The sequence below is a fragment of the Paenarthrobacter sp. NPDC089322 genome (genome assembly GCF_040684895.1).
In the GTDB taxonomy this organism is placed as follows: Bacteria; Actinomycetota; Actinomycetes; order Actinomycetales; family Micrococcaceae; genus Arthrobacter.
Map to the genome: position 1 here is coordinate 14,599 of NZ_JBFBGW010000015.1, position 17,394 is coordinate 31,992.

The 17,394-nt window shown below is 63.6% G+C and carries 12 protein-coding genes; 8 read left to right on the forward strand and 4 right to left on the reverse strand.

Features of this window, described 5'->3' with window-relative positions:
- Positions 1–57 precede the first annotated feature (57 nt).
- The 3 genes from AB0N65_RS14600 to AB0N65_RS14610 all read left to right on the forward strand — a co-directional run bounded on the left by AB0N65_RS14600 (position 58) and on the right by AB0N65_RS14610 (position 4,350).
- Positions 58–1,425, forward strand: a complete 1,368-nt coding sequence (locus AB0N65_RS14600) for an MFS transporter (protein WP_364162833.1) — start codon at positions 58–60, stop codon at positions 1,423–1,425.
- 69 nt (positions 1,426–1,494) lie between these two features.
- A complete protein-coding gene (locus AB0N65_RS14605; protein WP_364162836.1) occupies positions 1,495–2,790 on the forward strand; it encodes a DUF4192 domain-containing protein in 1,296 nt (431 codons plus the stop codon).
- Positions 2,791–3,033: 243 nt separating this feature from the next.
- Entirely contained in the window at positions 3,034–4,350 is a 1,317-nt protein-coding gene (locus AB0N65_RS14610) for an RNA polymerase sigma factor (RefSeq protein ID WP_364162839.1), read from the forward strand.
- Between the two features lie 211 nt (positions 4,351–4,561).
- Here AB0N65_RS14610 and AB0N65_RS14615 read toward each other — a convergent pair whose 3' ends face one another.
- Complete coding sequence (locus AB0N65_RS14615) at positions 4,562–4,783, reverse strand: hypothetical protein (protein WP_021473125.1); 222 nt, start codon at positions 4,781–4,783, stop codon at positions 4,562–4,564.
- Positions 4,784–5,047: 264 nt separating this feature from the next.
- Here AB0N65_RS14615 and AB0N65_RS14620 point away from each other — a divergent pair, with 264 nt between their 5' ends.
- Positions 5,048–7,153: a DNA topoisomerase IV subunit B gene (locus AB0N65_RS14620; protein WP_364162843.1), complete on the forward strand. Its 2,106-nt coding sequence runs from the start codon at positions 5,048–5,050 to the stop codon at positions 7,151–7,153.
- Here AB0N65_RS14620 and AB0N65_RS14625 read toward each other — a convergent pair.
- Genes AB0N65_RS14625 through AB0N65_RS14635 form a run of 3 tightly spaced genes read right to left on the reverse strand, consistent with a single transcriptional unit; the run spans position 7,150 to position 9,852 of the window.
- Positions 7,150–8,397: an MFS transporter gene (locus AB0N65_RS14625; RefSeq protein WP_364162846.1), complete on the reverse strand. Its 1,248-nt coding sequence runs from the start codon at positions 8,395–8,397 to the stop codon at positions 7,150–7,152. The two genes, AB0N65_RS14620 and AB0N65_RS14625, sit on opposite strands and share 4 nt — an antisense overlap.
- Positions 8,398–8,443: 46 nt before the next feature.
- Positions 8,444–9,460: a M56 family metallopeptidase gene (locus tag AB0N65_RS14630; RefSeq protein ID WP_364162849.1), complete on the reverse strand. Its 1,017-nt coding sequence runs from the start codon at positions 9,458–9,460 to the stop codon at positions 8,444–8,446.
- 5 nt (positions 9,461–9,465) lie between these two features.
- Positions 9,466–9,852 carry a BlaI/MecI/CopY family transcriptional regulator gene (locus tag AB0N65_RS14635; RefSeq protein WP_364162852.1) on the reverse strand — a complete coding sequence of 129 codons (387 nt, stop codon included), beginning with the start codon at positions 9,850–9,852 and terminating at the stop codon, positions 9,466–9,468.
- A gap of 280 nt (positions 9,853–10,132) precedes the next feature.
- Between AB0N65_RS14635 and AB0N65_RS14640 the strand changes: the two genes are divergently transcribed.
- Genes AB0N65_RS14640 through AB0N65_RS14655 form a run of 4 tightly spaced genes read left to right on the forward strand, consistent with a single transcriptional unit; the run spans position 10,133 to position 17,391 of the window.
- Entirely contained in the window at positions 10,133–11,728 is a 1,596-nt protein-coding gene (locus AB0N65_RS14640) for a cytochrome ubiquinol oxidase subunit I (protein WP_364162855.1), read from the forward strand.
- 20 nt (positions 11,729–11,748) lie between these two features.
- On the forward strand, positions 11,749–12,831 hold the full coding sequence (cydB, locus tag AB0N65_RS14645) for a cytochrome d ubiquinol oxidase subunit II (protein ID WP_364162857.1): 1,083 nt from the start codon (positions 11,749–11,751) through the stop codon (positions 12,829–12,831).
- A 6-nt stretch (positions 12,832–12,837) separates the two neighbouring features.
- Positions 12,838–16,347, forward strand: a complete 3,510-nt coding sequence (gene cydD, locus AB0N65_RS14650; protein ID WP_364162860.1) for a thiol reductant ABC exporter subunit CydD — start codon at positions 12,838–12,840, stop codon at positions 16,345–16,347.
- Positions 16,348–16,374: 27 nt separating this feature from the next.
- Positions 16,375–17,391, forward strand: coding sequence for a GNAT family N-acetyltransferase (locus AB0N65_RS14655; protein ID WP_364162863.1), 1,017 nt, complete (start codon positions 16,375–16,377; stop codon positions 17,389–17,391).
- The last annotated feature ends 3 nt before the right edge of the window (positions 17,392–17,394 follow it).

The window sequence follows — 17,394 nt, forward strand, 5'->3', positions numbered from 1 at the left end:
CCGTAAAGACGCGCCTCAATAAATCAGCTTTGATGGGACGACAGGCATAATTGAGGGGTGAACGCTCCCCGTGCCTGGCTCATCTGGACGATCGGCGTTTTTGCGTACTTGGTGGCCGTGGCCCAGCGAACCTCCTTTGGTGTCGCAGGGCTGGAAGCGACCGAGCGTTTCGACGCGACAGCTGCGGCCATTTCCTTCTTTACTGTGCTGCAGCTGTTGGTCTATGCGGGCCTGCAGATCCCGGTTGGTGTGCTGGTTGACCGCTTCGGCTCCCGGGCGATGGTGGCCGGAGGCGCTGTGCTGATGGGCCTGGGACAGCTGCAGCTAGCCTTTGCGGATACTGTTCCCGGCGGCGTGCTGGGCCGGGTCCTGGTAGGGGCGGGCGACGCCATGACCTTCATTTCCGTCATCCGGCTCGTTCCCCTGTGGTTCGCTCCTGCGAAGGTTCCCTTGGTTACGCAACTGACAGGGATGTGCGGACAGTTGGGCCAACTCTTCAGCGTGGTTCCCTTCGCGCTGTTGCTCCATTCAACAGGCTGGACGCCGGCGTTCCTGTCTTTGGCCGCGATGTCCGTGCTCGCTGTGGTCCTGGTGGCGACCCTGCTGCGGGACGTACCACCCGGGCATCCTCCACGGGAAACATCGCAGGGCCTGAGGGCTACCGGTGTTTCGTTGTCCCGGGCCTGGAAGCAACCCGGCACGCGCCTGGGCCTTTGGAGCCATTTCACAGTCCAGTTCAGCGGCAATCTTTTTGCTATGTCGTGGGGATACCCCTTCCTGCTTTCCGCGCAAGGCCTGGACGCGGGGACGGTATCGGCTTTGATGGCGCTCTTCGTGGCCACCGCCATTGTCTCCGGACCGGGACTTGGCCGCTTCGTGTCCAAGCATCCGATGCGCCGTTCCGCCATGGTCCTCTTGATTACGTTGGCCACTGCCATGGCGTGGGCAGCTGTGCTCATCCTCCCGGGACGTGCTCCTTTGTGGCTTTTGGTGATCCTGGTGGTGGTGCTTGCTGTTGGCGGGCCGGGTTCCATGATCGGTTTCGATTTCGCCCGGACATTTAATCCTTCACACCGCATCGGCACCGCCACGGGGATCGTCAACGTGGGTGGTTTCGTCGCGGCACTGGTTGCCATATACCTCATTGGACTGGTGCTGGACATCCTCAATGCCACGGGGTTCTCCGGCGGCGACTTGTACGGTCTTGCCCCGTTCCGGATAGCACTGAGCGTCCAGTTCGTGCTCTTGGGCATCGGTACTGTCCTAATCCTGATGTCCCGGCGGAAAGTCCGGACGCAGATGGCGGCGCAGGGAATCCATGTTCCTCCCTTGCTGGCTACATTGGCCAGGCAGCGCAGGGAGCGGATGGAACGCCGCCGTGTAGAGCGGTCGAAGGCGGCTGCGGACGGCCGGCGCAGCCACTAGTTTCCTGCTTTATCCACATAGGCCCGTTGGTCGCTGTTTTCAAGCCAAACCGTTGCCCAAGCTTGAAGCATGACCACAAAAGAAACACTGAGAATCCACCAACCTGAAGACATCCTGGCCTACATCCCGCATCTGCTCGGCTACTGTCCCGAGGACAGCCTTGTGGCACTGACGATGCAAGGGAAGCTGCTCGGCGCGACGCTCCGCGTTGACCTGCCGGGTTCAGGATCGCCAGCCGCTTTGTCCACTTTTGCGGAACAGATACGCAGTTACCTGCTCGCAGATGAGGCAGCCGACGGCGTCGTGCTGGCCGTCTACACCGACGTTGGCTGGGAGGACGGGAGGGTCGTGACGGGATCACTTCCACTTCTTCTTGAACTCCAGCGCCAACTTGACGACGCCGGGCTCAGCGTCCGGGACGCATGGCTTGTTGGACCGGAATTCTGGCGTAGTGCCTTTTGCGCAGACCAAGCGTGCTGCCCCGTCCCGGGCCTTCCGATTGAACAGATCAAGAGCAGCAGGCTGAACGCCGAGATGGTCTATCGGGGCAGTACTGTCGGGATGTCGCCCCGGAACCAGGCTGAGCCGCCTTCGTTGGGCGTTCATGATGGCGTCGATCCTGCTGTGCTGGAAGCGGAGATCCGGTTTACCGAGCGGCTGCGCGGTACATGGCGTAACGAGCGCTGTCTTGACGCCATACTGGATGTTTGGAGGCAGCTGCTTGACAGTCACCGCACCACACAACCGGAGGGGCCGGAAGCCTTGGGGGTCACCATCAGCACGGACCTGGCAGGATTCCTCCGCGCGACACTTGGGATGCCTGTCTGGCGTGACGCCGTGGTCGTCATGGCTGCCGCGGGGGAGAGGTCCGCGAAAGCAGGAGCCGCAGCCTTTGGCTTATTTCGCAGCGATGATTCCGCAGGGGCCCCTTTTGATGCGGAGGAACTCGGCCTGCGGACGCCTGACCCCGCCTCGTCGCCGGACTGCAGCAACTCCTCGGCAGAAAGGAAGAACGGGGGAACATGGTCGGAGGATGTGTTCGCCTACGGTGACGTCCTCCTCGGCAGGCTGCCGGAAGTGCCGGACTGGGGTCGACTTGATGCCCTGCAGCGCGTGGTGTCGTACTTGTTCGGCACAGACGAAGCCGGCGACGCCGCAGCGGCAGCGCTGACTCTTCAGGGTTGGGTTGCCTGGTGCAAGGGGAGCGGATCACGGGCACACGCGTGCCTGACGGCCGCTGAGGCCGCAAAACCGGGCTACAGGCTTGCAGAACTTCTGGAAGAGATCCTCCGTCAGGGAACCATCTGCCCGTGGGCCCTCCGTCCGGCGTCCGCCTGGGGAACCTACAAGGGTGGGCTCAACTAGTCCTTGCCACTTCATCAGGCGTGGGATTTCCAAAACCGTGAGACAATGGATGCCGAGACCCGGTTGGGTCCGCGTTTGAATGCCCGCAATGGCCCGGATTCGGGAACATTACGGTGTCGTCGGCAGTTGTACCTAGTGACTCTGCGGACGGCGATCGCATTTGAAATTGATCGCGGACTTGACAGGGTCATAGTGGTGTTGCCCGCATGGTGATTCCACAGACCGCCGCTAGAAAGGTTTTCTGTGACCCCGTCTTCCGTCGAGAAGGAACCCGCCGCCCAGGCCGAACTGTCCGCTGAGGAAAAGGCGGCCACTTCGGCAAAGCGTGCGGCGACACGTGCTGCCGGCAAGGCTTCAGAGGGCGACTCTGATAAGCCGGCACCCAAGAAGCGCGGACCCAAGCCCGGCGCCAAGGCCGCGGCCGAAGCCGCGGATACGTCTTCAGACGCCGATGCCGATGCCGATGAGGTGGCAGTCGAGGACGAAGATTTTGATCCCGCAGCCGCCGAGGAAGTTGAAGTAGGCGACGACGACGTCGAGGACGGCGCCGCAGCGGGCAAGGACAAGGCTGCGCCTACCGGATCCGGGTTCGTTTACTCGGACGCCGATGACGACGACGCTCCTGTCCAGCAGGTCATGTCTGCCGGTGCCACCGCGGACCCCGTCAAGGATTACTTGAAGCAGATCGGCAAGGTAGCCCTGCTGAACGCAGAGCAGGAGGTCGATCTCGCGCTCCGTATCGAAGCCGGCTTGTTTGCTGAAGAGAAGATCAACGCCGACGACGGTTCCATGGACCCGAAGCTGAAGCGTGAGCTGGAATTCGTGATCCACGATGGCAAGAGGGCCAAGAACCACTTGCTCGAAGCAAACCTGCGCCTCGTCGTCTCACTGGCCAAGCGCTACACCGGCCGCGGCATGCTCTTCCTGGACCTGATCCAGGAAGGCAACCTTGGCCTGATCCGCGCGGTGGAGAAGTTCGACTACACCAAGGGCTTCAAGTTCTCCACGTACGCAACGTGGTGGATCCGCCAGGCCATCACGCGTGCCATGGCGGATCAGGCCCGAACCATCCGTATCCCCGTGCACATGGTCGAAGTCATCAACAAGCTGGCCCGTGTCCAGCGCCAGATGCTTCAGGACCTCGGCCGTGAACCCACGCCGGAAGAGTTGGCACTCGAACTGGACATGACTCCCGAGAAGGTCGTCGAAGTCCAGAAGTACGGTCGTGAGCCGATTTCGCTTCACACGCCGCTTGGCGAGGACGGTGATTCGGAGTTCGGCGACCTCATCGAAGACTCGGAGGCCGTGGTTCCGGCTGATGCGGTGAGCTTCACGCTTTTGCAAGAGCAGCTCCACTCGGTGCTGGACACTCTGTCTGAACGCGAAGCCGGCGTTGTGGCCATGCGTTTCGGCCTGACCGACGGCCAGCCGAAGACTTTAGACGAAATCGGCAAGGTCTACGGAGTCACGCGCGAGCGCATCCGCCAGATCGAATCCAAGACGATGTCCAAGCTTCGTCACCCGTCCCGGTCACAGGTTCTGCGGGACTACCTGGACTAAGAACAGCTGACCCAGTGTGGTACAAACGGCCTGCCCGGAAGTTTCCGGGCAGGCCGTTTTTGCTCGGGCTACTGACGCCGCGGATGGATGGTGCGTCCGCCGCGGCAGTTGCGGAAAACGGAAAAGGGCCCCTCCCGGTGTGGGAGGAGCCCTTTGCCTTCGTAGTGTTTCCGGGACTCAGTACGGGAACCGCCTTGCCCGGAGAATCCCGCTAGTCGACGGGTACGGGTGCCTTCTCATTGAGGCGCTCGGTCTCATCGTGCCAGTCGGAGGTCAGGGGCCGGAGCGTGGCCTCCACTGCGCGTGCGTGGTGACCGCAGAACAGCAGCTCACCACCGGAGGACTCGAGTACAACGCGGACATATGCTTGAGCCCCGCAACGGTCGCACCTGTCAGCTGCGTTTAGCGTGCGGTCTGCAACTGCTGTTGTCATGTCGGCCTCCTTAGTAGTTCTGTACATCCATATAACCAGTATTCGGAGCCGAACCATGGCAAGGATGGATCACTTTCGCTGTCCGCGTATCACATGTGCGTAACGTAACGATGATCTCCAGGTGCTCCCGGGAGTGGCATCCGGTGTCGGCGGGTGGCGGCGGCTAGCCTAGTATGGGCAGTGTTTGCCTTGAATTAACCGGGGACGCAGCCGGCACGCAGTTGGTGGACACCCTGAGATATACCCCGAAGGAGCGCACCCCGAGTGGCACCGAGTTCTGAATACAACGCCCGGCACCTTTCTGTCCTTGAGGGACTGGAAGCGGTCCGCAAGCGCCCGGGCATGTACATCGGTTCCACCGACTCCCGCGGGCTCATGCATTGCTTGTGGGAGATCATTGATAACGCCGTGGACGAGGCACTGGCAGGCTTCGGGCATGACATCAGAGTGATCCTCCACGCTGATAACTCTGTGGAAATCCATGACGACGGCCGCGGCATCCCGGTCGATGTCGAGCCCAAGACCGGCCTGTCCGGCGTCGAGGTGGTTTTCACGAAGCTGCATGCGGGCGGTAAGTTCGGCGGCGGTTCCTACACCGCGTCAGGCGGTCTGCACGGCGTGGGCGCATCTGTGGTGAACGCGCTCTCAAGCCGTTTGGACGTGCAGGTCGACCGGGGCAGCAAGACCTACCAGATGTCGTTCCGGCGAGGGGAACCCGGGCGCTTTACCGATTCCGGAAAGCCCGGCCCCAACGCGCCGTTTGAACCGTTCGTCGAAGATTCGGTGTTGGACGTGGTCGGGAAGGCGAAGCGGGGTGTTACCGGTACCCGGGTCCGATACTGGGCAGACCGGCAGATCTTTACTCCTGACGCGAAGTTCTCCTATGAAGACCTCGTGGCGCGTGCCCGCCAGACATCCTTCCTGGTGCCGGGCCTGAAGATCACTGTCCGGGACGAACGCAAGCTGGCCGGGACTCCCGGCGAGAACGGAGTTCACGAGGAAGTCTTCCACCATGACGGCGGCATCTCCGAGTTTGTGGAGTTCCTGGCCGCCGACTCCGGGGTAACTGACATCTGGCGCCTTCACGGTTCCGGAAAGTTCAAGGAGACCGTCCCGGTCCTTGACGAGAACGGGCATAGCAAAATCGCAGACGTCGAACGCGACTGTGAAGTGGACATCGCACTGCGGTGGGGGATCGGCTATGAGACCACCATGCGCAGCTTCGTCAACATCATTGCGACACCGAAGGGGGGAACACACCAGGCCGGCTTTGAAGCTGCCCTCCTGAAGACCTTCCGCAAGGCTGTGGAAACAAACGCCCGGAAGCTGAAAGCGGGCAACGACAAGATCGAAAAGGACGACGTTTTGGCCGGCCTCACGGCAGTGTTGACGGTCCGTTTGGCTGAGCCACAGTTCGAAGGCCAGACCAAGGAGATCCTGGGAACCTCCGCCGTCCGTGCCATTGTGGCCAAGGTGGTGGAGAAGGAAATCACCAGCAGGCTGAATTCGGCGAACCGTAACGACAAGGCCCAATCCGCGCTGCTGCTTGAAAAGATCGTCAGCGAGATGAAGTCGCGTATCTCGGCGCGCGTGCATAAAGAGACACAGCGGCGGAAGAACGCACTGGAGACTTCGTCCATGCCTACCAAGCTTGCCGATTGCCGGACTGACGACGTCGCTCGTTCCGAACTCTTCATCGTCGAGGGTGACTCAGCGCTCGGTACTGCGAAGCTTGCCCGCTCCTCCGACTTCCAGGCATTGCTTCCGATTCGAGGCAAGATCCTGAATGTGCAAAAGGCGTCGGTGGGGGACATGCTTTCCAACGCCGAATGTGCCGCCCTCATCCAGGTGGTGGGTGCTGGTTCCGGCCGGAGCTTCGACATCGAAGCAGCACGTTACGGCAAGGTCATCCTGATGACGGACGCCGACGTCGACGGGGCCCACATCCGGACGCTCCTCTTGACGCTCTTCTTCCGCTACATGCGGCCCATGGTGGAGGCAGGGCGAGTGTTTGCGGCGGTTCCGCCGTTGCATCGTGTGGAAGTCATCAACCCCGGGCAGAAGGCCAACGAGATGATCTACACATACTCCGAAGCCGAACTCCACGTCCTCTTGGCCAATCTGGCGAAAGAGGGGAAGCGCTACAAGGAGCCCATCCAGCGCTACAAAGGCTTGGGTGAGATGGACGCGCAGCAGTTGGCCGAGACCACCATGGACCCGCGCCACCGTACCTTGCGCAAGGTGGGCATCGACAGTGCCCAGCGTGCCGAAGAGGTCTTTGACCTCCTCATGGGCTCTGACGTGGCCCCTCGCAAGGAGTTCATCATCGCCGGTGCCGCAACCTTGGACAGGGAGCGAATCGACGCCTAAATGTGGTTCCGGCCACCCTGGGTTTTAGCCTCTCCGGCTTTTTCCGGGATGCCGCTCGCGGCAGCACCCGGCCGCACCGAGGACGGTGCAGCCAACGCTGCGGCGCCCACGGCCAGAGCAAGTGCTCCGAGTCCCCAGGGAAGGCCCGCTGCAACGGCGACCCCGCCCACGAGCAGCGGGCCCCCGGCGTCGCCCAGTTCGCGGCCCAGTTCCGCCGAACCCATGGTTCGACCCAGGCGTTCCGCCGGTGTCGCGTCTGCCAAATGGGCGAAGGCCAGCGGTGTTGCAATTCCGATTCCTGCTCCGATGAGCACGGCTGCCCCAAATATCGCTACGACTCCGGAGATAAGCCCCGCTATGAGCGTGCCCACGGCAATAGCCAGCAGGCCGATCACCATCCCTCTTCTGTCCGGCAGGACGCCTTGGTCGCGCAAGCCACCGATCCTCGGCTGGATCAGCGACGAAGCCACAGCCAGCACTGTTACCACCGACACGCTGCCGGCCGTACCCAGACCCTCCCTCGCGGCCAAAGCCGGAAGGAAGCCCACAGCAGCACCGAGTGCTCCGGTGCCCGCGGCCAACACCAGCGTAGGTCCGAGGAATGACCGATCCGTGCTTTGCCTCCAGACATCCAGGACGGTGTAGCGGGGACGGGGGAGAGGTTCAAGGCGGGGAACAGCAAAGACTACACAGATGGCAACGGCAAGCCCCAGAGCGGCGAGTGTGGCAAACAGCAGCGCAAACCCTCCCTGGATGATGGCCAGGGCGCCGAGCAGCGGTCCGATGGCGTAGCCGAGGCCCTTCCATGAACCGTAGCGGCCGAAATAGCGGCCCGTGTCCCGTCCGGCGAGCCGCGCGACAGTAGACGATGATGCCGGAGAGAAAGCGGAGGCTGCCATGCCTTGGCCAAGCCGGGCCATGGCAAGCATGAGGGGCTGCTCGGCCCACAAGCCGATCAACGAGGCGGCCGAGAAGGCCAACAGACCACCGATGATCACCGGTTTCGGCCCCACGCGGTCGCTGAGTGCACCAAAAACCGGTTTGAGGAACACCTCGGCCACGTCGTACAGGGCCAAAAGGACGCCGAGCCCCAACAGGCTCAGACCGATGTCCGTGCTTTCGGCTCCGAGTCCGGCTGCTACGGCATGGGCGCCAAAGGCCGTGGTGAAACCAGCTGCGTACAGAGGCCACCTGTGGCTGTTCCGGATGATTTGCCCGCGGGGATGATGTGTCGTCGCTTGCACACAGCCCAATGTACAAGTGCCCGAATGGACAAAGCGAAGTGCGTCGTCAGCCAAGCAGTCCAGGGACGATCAGGAGTGCGGTCGGTACCGCGAGCAGCAGCGCCGAAGTGGCGAGGACCAATGCCCGCAGTCCTGTGGCGAGCGGAGGCTTGGGTGACAGGAGACGGCTGACGCGTGACGCCGTCGTACGGGGCGAGTCGGCGCCGCCCGTTGCGCTCAACGCGGATGCTTCGACGACGGCACCGGCGCCGGCAAGTGACTGGGCGCCGGCAAGCGACTGGCCGCCGGGAACGGGGCCCTTACCGGGAGCGGACGCGCCGCTGGAGACGATGGCAATGGCTTTGATGAGGGTGCCCTTGCTCTCGGTGCGAAGGGCGACGTCGTCGGCGAGCATCTCGATCAGGGAGTTCACTGCAGTCTGTGCCAGCCGCGTGGTGGGAAACCACGGGAGCGCCTGGCGCCATGCAGCAAAAGCCCACAGAAGGAGGTCATGGCGTTGCGACAGATGGGCGTTCTCATGGATCAGGACGGCGCGGAGCTCTGCGGGCTCAAGGGCTGCCATGAGACCGTCGGACAGGACGGTGACGGATCGGGCGCCGCCGGGCAGGCAGTACGCCACGGGAGATTCGTGGTTAATGACGACGGTGCCCGGACCGTCATCGGAGGGTGAGGCCAGCAGTGCGAGCAGTTCGCGATGGCGCCTGCGTTGGCGTTCGATCTTGTAGTACGTGAGCAGCAGCGTAAAGACCAGATGAGCGGTCAGCAGCGCCGCCGCCGAGAGGGCGAACAGGTGCCAAAAACCCAAGGCCGTGGTTGGCTCGTTGTTGAAGACCATGCCGGCCAGACTTTTCAGCCCTGCAATGAGGTTGTCTCCAATGGGCTCCAGACCGTACACAAGCATGGCGCCAATCATGGACAAGCCACCCGCGAGTGCTATCGCCTGCCATAGGACCATGGCGGTGAAAGGAGAGCGGGCGGGCCACTGCGCGCGTGAGAGCAGTACAGGTACCGGCCACGCCAGAATGATTGCCAGGACCGCCAGGAAGTATGAGGTCCAGAACATACTGGCTAATTGTAGCCGAGCAGTTTGCGCAGGGTTTCAGCTTCACTTTCGGAGACGGAACCAATGAACCGCGCCAGGACGGCTTCGCGGTCCGGCGCGGAACCGAGGACCTCGTGCATCAACTCGGCGGTGTGGTCCGCGCGGCTCGATACGGCCTGGTAGCGGTGCGGCCGGGTTCCGCGTTCGCGTTCCACCAGGCCCTTTTTCTCGAGGCGCGACAGTACGGTCAGGACGGTGGTCACTGCCAGGTCCTTGCCTTGGTGTCCCTCTGTGCCGTCCGCGGCTTCGGAATCCTGTGCGAGCAAATCCCGCAGTGTGTTGGCAGTTGCAGCTTCCTGGCCCGCCCAGAGCAGGTCCATCACTGCCCGTTCCAGTTCCCCAAGACTTGCCATTAATACGTCCCTACCTTCCGCACCCCGCCAGTCAATGCCACTGCAGGGGAACGATGATCCAACATTCCACCATAAATCTACCGCTTTTCAGCCCTTCATTCTACGTGAGGTAGAACTATCGGCGCGCCGCGCCTTGGAGGGAGCGCTGGCGGGTGTGTAACGCCACGTGAAGAATGGGCATGTGCTCCTGCCGTTTGTTCTACACTGTGTAGAAGAGTAGTTTTCTACAAAACGTAGAAGTTAGTTCACCGCACTTCGGGCCGCCGGACAAAGGACAGCCATGGACGCTTTGGAAATCGCACGCTGGCAATTCGGTATCACCACCGTCTACCACTTCATGATGGTGCCCCTCACCATCGGCCTCGGCCTTGTGGTGGCCGTGATCCAGACCATCTGGTTCCGCACCGGCAAGCCCGAGTATCTGCGCATGACCAAGTTCTGGGGAAAGTTGTTCCTCATCAACTTCATCATGGGCGTGGCCACCGGCATAGTGCAGGAATTCCAGTTCGGCATGGCGTGGAGCGAATACAGCCGGTTCGTAGGCGATGTGTTCGGTGCCCCCCTGGCCCTTGAAGCCCTGCTCGCTTTCTTTGTGGAGTCCACATTCCTGGGGCTCTGGATCTTTGGCTGGAAGCAGCTCAAGCGCGGGGTGCATTTGGCCTGTTTGTGGATCGCAGTGGTCGGCTCGGTCTTTTCTGCGTACTTCATCATCGTGGCCAACTCCTGGATGCAGCATCCGGTGGGCGTGGAGATGGTGGACGGGCGGCCCGTCATGACCGACGCCTGGGCTGTGTTCACCAACAACACCGCACTGGTTGCCGTGCCACACACCCTGTTCGGGGCGCTCGGGGTTGCGGGAGCGTTCCTGCTCGGCATCGCCTGGTACCACCTCTGGCGGCGCCGCCACGACGGCATCGACATCGTGGGCAAGGACGGACGGATAGTGCCGGGCCAGGCAGCCATCCCGGGCCGGGACAAGGCCGACTACACCGTGTGGATGAAGTCGCTCCGGATCGGTGCCGTGGTAGCGATGATTTCCTTCGCCGGAACCGCCATCACAGGCGACCTGCAGGGCAAGCTCATGTTTGAGCAGCAGCCCATGAAGATGGCAGCAGCGGAAGCTGCCTGCCATGACGGTACAGGCTTCTCCGTCCTGAGCGTGGGCAACCTCGGCGCTACGAACTGCGACGACATCGTGGCTGTGATCGAAGTACCCGGCATCCTCTCTTTCCTTGCCAAGGGCGACTTCACCACGGAAGTAAAAGGCGTGAACAGCCTGCTTGGCGAATACAAGGAGAAGTACGGAACCCACCTTCCGGACAACCCCCTCTACGGTGACCGCGCAGGACAGGAAATCCAGTACGTGCCGGTCATGGAAGTCACCTATTGGGGTTTCCGGATGATGATCGGCTTCGGCGGCATCGCAGCCTTCGCGGCCCTGCTGGCATTGTGGGTCACCCGAAAGGGGATCGTCCCCCAGTCAAAGTGGCTGATGCGCCTTGCCGTCTTTGGAATCCTTGCACCATTCGGGGCCAACGCCGCCGGTTGGATCTTCACGGAAATGGGTCGCCAACCCTTCGTGGTGGCCCCGAACCCGGACATGAACGGTATCGACCAGGTCTTCATGTTCACCGCCGCAGCCGTGTCGCCCGGCGTCACCGCCGGAGAGCTCATGGGCTCGCTGGTTGTCCTCACGGCGATCTACGCAGTCCTGCTCGTGGTGGAAGTCAAATTGCTGGTCAAGTACGTCCGCGGTGGTGTGGCTTCGGCCATGCCTGAACTGGCCCACGCCGACACCCACCAGCAGCATGACAAAAACGGCGACGGCAGCACCGGTCCCGACAAGTCCGACGACGTCCTGGCCTTCGCCTACTAGAAGCAGAGGAATTCAGAACAATGGAACTGTTGCCAACCATCTGGTTCGTTGCCATCGCAGTGCTGTGGACCGGCTATCTCTTCCTTGAGGGTTTTGACCTCGGCGTAGGGATGCTCATGAAGCTCTTTGCCCGCAACAACACCGACCGACGAGTGCTGCTGAACACCATCGGTCCTGTGTGGGACGGCAACGAAGTGTGGTTGCTGACCGCGGCAGGGGCCACCTTCGCAGCTTTCCCCCTCTGGTACGCGTCACTGTTCTCGGCGCTGTACCTCCCGCTGTTGTGTGTTCTGGTGGCGTTGATCTTCCGTGCCGTAGCGTTCGAGTATCGCGGCAAAGTGGACACTGAACGCTGGCGTACAACGTGGGACTGGGCGATCGCCGTCGGGTCCTTCGTGGCCGCGTTCGGTATCGGCGCCGCACTGGCGCTGACGACTACGGGCTTGCCGCTCAACGACAACGGTGACCGCAGCGGTGGCCCGTTCGCCTGGTTCAGCGGCTACGCGCTGCTGGGTGGATTCGGCGTGGTGGCATTCGCGCTGGTTCACGCGCTGGCGTTCCTGGCGTTGAAGACCGACGGCGACGTACGGCTTCGTGCCCGCCGATGGTTTGTGCGGTTGGTCCCGTTTGCCGTCCTGCCCATGGTGGCGTGGATGGTTTCGGTCCAATTGCTCAGTGGCAAGCCGTGGACGTGGGGCCTGGTTGCGGCAGGCGTCGTTGCCGTCGCTTTGGCCTGGCAGCTGGCGCGCGGCGGTTCCGAGGGGCGCGCCTTTGCTGCCATCGGAGCCTTCGTGGTTTTTGCTACGGCATCAATCTTCGGGGCCGCGTTCCCTGTGGTCATCCCCTCCACCATCAACCCGGAGTTCAACCTGACCGTCTCCAACGCCTCATCATCGGACTACACCTTGGGACTGATGAGCATCGTGGCCGCTGTTGGCCTGCCTCTGGTCATCGCCTACCAGGCTTGGACCTATTGGGTCTTCCGCCGCCGCGTCAGCGCCTCCCACATTCCGGAAGCCCACGGCTTCCTTCCGGCGATCGCCGCGAAGGTTCTGGTGGGCAAGGAAGCCGATACCACAACCCCGCTCAAGCCTGGAGCCTAGCCACCCATGAAGCCCGTCTTCCCGTCCGGTCCCGCTACGCGCACCGCGCTCTACGGAACAGGCCTGCTGTCTGCCCTCAAGGCCCTCTCGCTGGTCCTCATGGCGCAAGCCGTGGCCGGGATGCTGGCAGGGTTGGCGGGTGGCTCGGCCGACTGGCATGACGGGCTCGTATGGGGTGCTGTCGGAGCGGTCCTGAGATCCTTGGCGGTGTGGGGACAGGGCATCGCCTCCCGGCGTGCCGCCCTTGGCGTCAAGGAGGAACTGCGTTCACGCCTCCTTGAGCGGTCACTGTCCGACGGGGGAGCTGCCAGCGTCGATGGAATGAACGACGGCGGCCTGGCCATCCTCGCGACCCGCGGACTGGACGCCCTGGACGACTACTACACGCAGTACCTGCCGGCTTTGGTCAACTGCGCCACCGTGCCGCTGTTGATTGGTGCCAGGATCTTGTTCGCTGACTGGGTCAGCGCCGTGGTCATCGTGCTGACCGTACCGTTGGTGCCGCTGTTCATGGTCATCATCGGACGGCACACGGAGGACAGTGTCAAGGACGCCCAAATCACCCTGCGCAAGCTCTCCGGGCACATCCTGGAACTTGCCAAAGGACTCCCGGTGCTGGTGGGGCTGGGACGGGCCAGCGAACAGCGCGCTGCCTTGGAAGACATCTCCGAGCAGTATCGCAGCCGCACCATGGGCACCCTGAGAATCGCGTTCCTCTCCGCATTGGCGCTGGAACTCATCGCCACCATCTCCGTCGCCGTCGTGGCGGTGTTCATCGGCGTCCGCCTCGTCGGCGGAGACATGGCACTGGAAGCCGGCCTCTTGGCCCTCATCCTCGCGCCGGACTGCTACCTTCCCCTGCGGGAACTTGGCACTGCCCACCACGCAAGCGACGACGGCAGGGCAGCCCTTGAGACCGCCAACAGGGTCCTGGAAACGCCCACGCACCGCCGACTCGCGACGGAAACCGCCAACGGCACCGGCCCCCAAGACGTCGTTGTGCCGCAAGACGTGGTGGTGCGTGGCCTCACCGTCACGTACACCGGCAGGTCCGCACCCGCCGTCGGGCCTTTGGACTTTACCGCCCCCGCGGGTAAGGTCACAGCCCTCGACGGCGACAGCGGCGCCGGGAAGAGTACCGTTCTGGGTGTCCTGGCCGGAATCATTGGGCACGGTCCCAGTGCTTCTGTCACCGGAAGCGTCACCGGCGCGGTTCCCGGTGCAGTGGCATGGGTGCCCCAGCATCCCGTGATGGTGGCAGAAACAGTCCAGCAGGAAATCGCGCTGTACCTTGAACGGGACCACCGGGAAGCCAAAGAGGAAGCCGTAAACCGCATCCTTCTACAGGCCTCGGCCGCGCATCTTGCCGCAAAACATCCCGCCGAACTCAGCCCTGGGGAACTGCGGCGCGTTGCCTTGGCCCGTGGACTGGCCCGGCTGGAGGCCGGAGCCACCGTGCTCCTCCTGGACGAACCTACGGCGCACCTGGACGCCCGGTCCGCCAGCGCCATCCGCGCAGCCATCATTTCACTCCGCCACTCAGCAACGGTGATCCTCGTGGCCCACGACGCCGCAACCCGCGCCGTTGCCGACCATGTGGTGCCGATCAGTCGCGGGCACCTCGCAACCGAGGAAAGCCACGCAATGGCCGGGCAATCCCCGGACGATCCCCAGGCCGTCCACGAACAGTCCCTGAGCGACCAACCCGGGCCGGTGACCCGTCAGCGTGTTAGCGCAGGGTTCGGCAGCACGTTGCAGGCGGCAGCGACCAACCCCGCGCGCCGGAACCTGCAACGCCTCGCGTCAGTCTTGAAACCGGTACGTGCCAAATTCGCAGCCGCCGGTCTCGTGGCTGTCCTGGCCGCGCTGTTCGCCGTCGCATTGTCCGGCCTCTCCGGATGGCTCATCATCAGGGCAAGCGAACAGCCGCCCATCCTGTACTTGCTCGGGGCCATCGTAGGTGTGCGGTTCTTCGGCATCGGAAGGGCCGTCCTCCGGTACTGGGAACGTCTGCTCACCCACGATGCCGTGTTCGCCGCCATGACCAGGCTGCGCGGCTCACTGTGGTCAACGCTGAGCCGCCGGGCCCTCTCACTCCGCAGGCTCCTGCAGGGCGGCAGCGTCCTGGGCTCCGTCGTGGACGATGTGGACACGCTCAGGGACCTCCTTCCGCGCGTTCTCCTTCCCGCAGTCACAGCGGTGGGAGTCGCCGGGGCATCCGTCATTGCCACCTCCCTGGTCCTGCCCGTTGCCGTTCCCGCCGTTGTCGTGGCCGCTGTATCCGGGCTGCTCGTCGCGCCGCTCCTTGCACTGCTGGCCGACCGCAACGCTGCGAAAGCGGAGCAACAGCTGCACTCCGCGGTGCTCCGGAACGTGGCATCGGCCCTGGACGCCCGCGCCGAACTCTCCGCAAACGGCGTTGCCGGACCGGTGCTGGCAGGCCTGGGAGCGACTGACCGTGCCGCCACTGTCGCGGCCCAACGGTCAGCATGGGCCGAGGGCCTCGGCCAATCCTTCATAGTTCTGGGCTGCTCACTCTCCGCCCTCTGGGCAGGGATCCTTGGTGCCCAAGCCGTGGAGGACGGTTCCGCCGCTCCTGCCCTGGTAGCCGTGATCGTGCTTATGCAACTGGCACTCGTTGAGCCATACGGCAGCATCGTCTCGGGCATCCGGCAAGGCCCTGCGCTCGCATCCGTCCTCGGACGCGTTGCGGGCTCGGGCGCCTTGGATGCCGGAACCGCCCTGGAAACCGGAACCGCCCGGGATGCCGGGCCGGCAGGCGAGGGGGCGGCGCACGAAGCCGGAACGCGCGTTTGGCCGGACTGTGACGGCCGTCCGGGGCTCCGGTTGGAGGGAATCGCCGCTGCCTGGCCGGGCGGTCCGGTGGTGTTCTCCGGAATCACCGCGGAAGCGGCACCTGGCCGTTGGCTTGCCGTGACCGGGCCATCAGGAGCCGGAAAGTCGACGCTCCTGTCGGTCCTCCTGGGCTTCCTGCCAGTGCAGGACGGAACCGTGAAGCTCACCGGCAAGGCGGCGTGGTGCCCCCAGGAAGCGCACCTCTTCGACTCCACCATCCGTGCCAACCTCTTGTTGGCAAGGCCCTCCGGAAACAAGCCAGGTGAACAGGAGATGCTTAAGGCGTTGTCGGATGTTGGCCTTGACGAGCTGGTCCAGACCCTCCCCAAAGGGCTCGATGCCCGCATCGGCCCCGGCGGGTCATTCCTCAGCGGAGGGGAACGGCAACGGCTCGCCATGGCCAGGACGCTGCTCACCGGTGCGGGCGTGCTGTTGCTGGATGAACCCACGGCACACCTGGATGCCGGCTCGGCGCGTGACATGATGGCGACGCTCAGACGCGGTTTGAAGGACGTCACGGTGGTCCTCGTGACCCACAATCCCGCGGATATAGATCCTGGGGATGCCCGGCTGGAGCTCGGAGCGGCCGGCGCATCCGACCCCGGGAGCAACGCAGGCGCCACCGAGCCTCACTATGGTGGTGCGGCGGAACTGGTTTGACGGCCTACTCCTCAGTAGCCTGTTGGCATGCCCTCAGACGCCCCGCGCCACATCCTGCCCGACGCCAACTCAACCGGCCTTCAGTGGCGGCCCGCAACTAGCCATGACCTCGGGAACTGGGCGGAGCTGATTGCCCGGACTGCCGCCGTCGAACATCCCGTCTGGTATGAAAAGCGCGGCGACCTTGTCCACGTACTCGAGTCCACCAAAAACGACCCCCGCGCCAACACGCTCCTCGGCTTTGACTCCGATGGAGTCGCGCGGGCCTACGGGCGGATCAGCAAGAACCCCGAGGGGGACAAGGCCCTCGCCATGGGATGCGTGGACCCCCAATGGCAGCGTCGCGGGATCGGTTCGGCAGTCCTTGCCTGGCAGGAAGCCCAAACACGGTTCAGGTTCAGGGACGACGCCGCTGCAGGGCGCATCACCGCACCACCCCGCCTGCGCGTCCGGACAGAGGAACAGCACGGCCACCAGGCACAACTGTTGACCTCCAAGGGCTATGGGATCGTCCGCTGGTTCAACGAAATGCACAGGCCGTTGTCCGTACCCGCTCCCGACACCGGCCTCCAACCCGGACTCGAGTTGCGGACTTTCGACCCCTCACTCCACGAACCGGTCCGCCTGGCACACAATGACGCTTTCAGGGACCACTGGGGAAGCGAGCCCCGCGATGAAGAATCGTGGCGCTTCACGATCGAAGAACCCACGGCCCGGCCCGACTGGAGCGCCGTGGTGGTCGAAGCGGCGACGGGCGAGGTAGCCGGCTACCAACTCGCGAGCTTTGATCCGGACGCTGCCGCGGACAGGGGATTCAAGGAGGGCTACACGGAACTGCTCGGCGTGAGGCGTGAGTTCCGCGGACGTGGCATAGCGCAGGCACTCCTGGCCGACGCCATGCGCCGTTTCAGTGCCGGGGGCATGGACGTAGCCTCGCTGGATGTGGACTCGGCCAATCCGACCGGCGCGCTCGCGTTGTACCTCAGGATGGGCTACGAAGCCGTGAACCGCAGCATGACGTGGGAAAAAACCCTGGAGCCTTGAGTC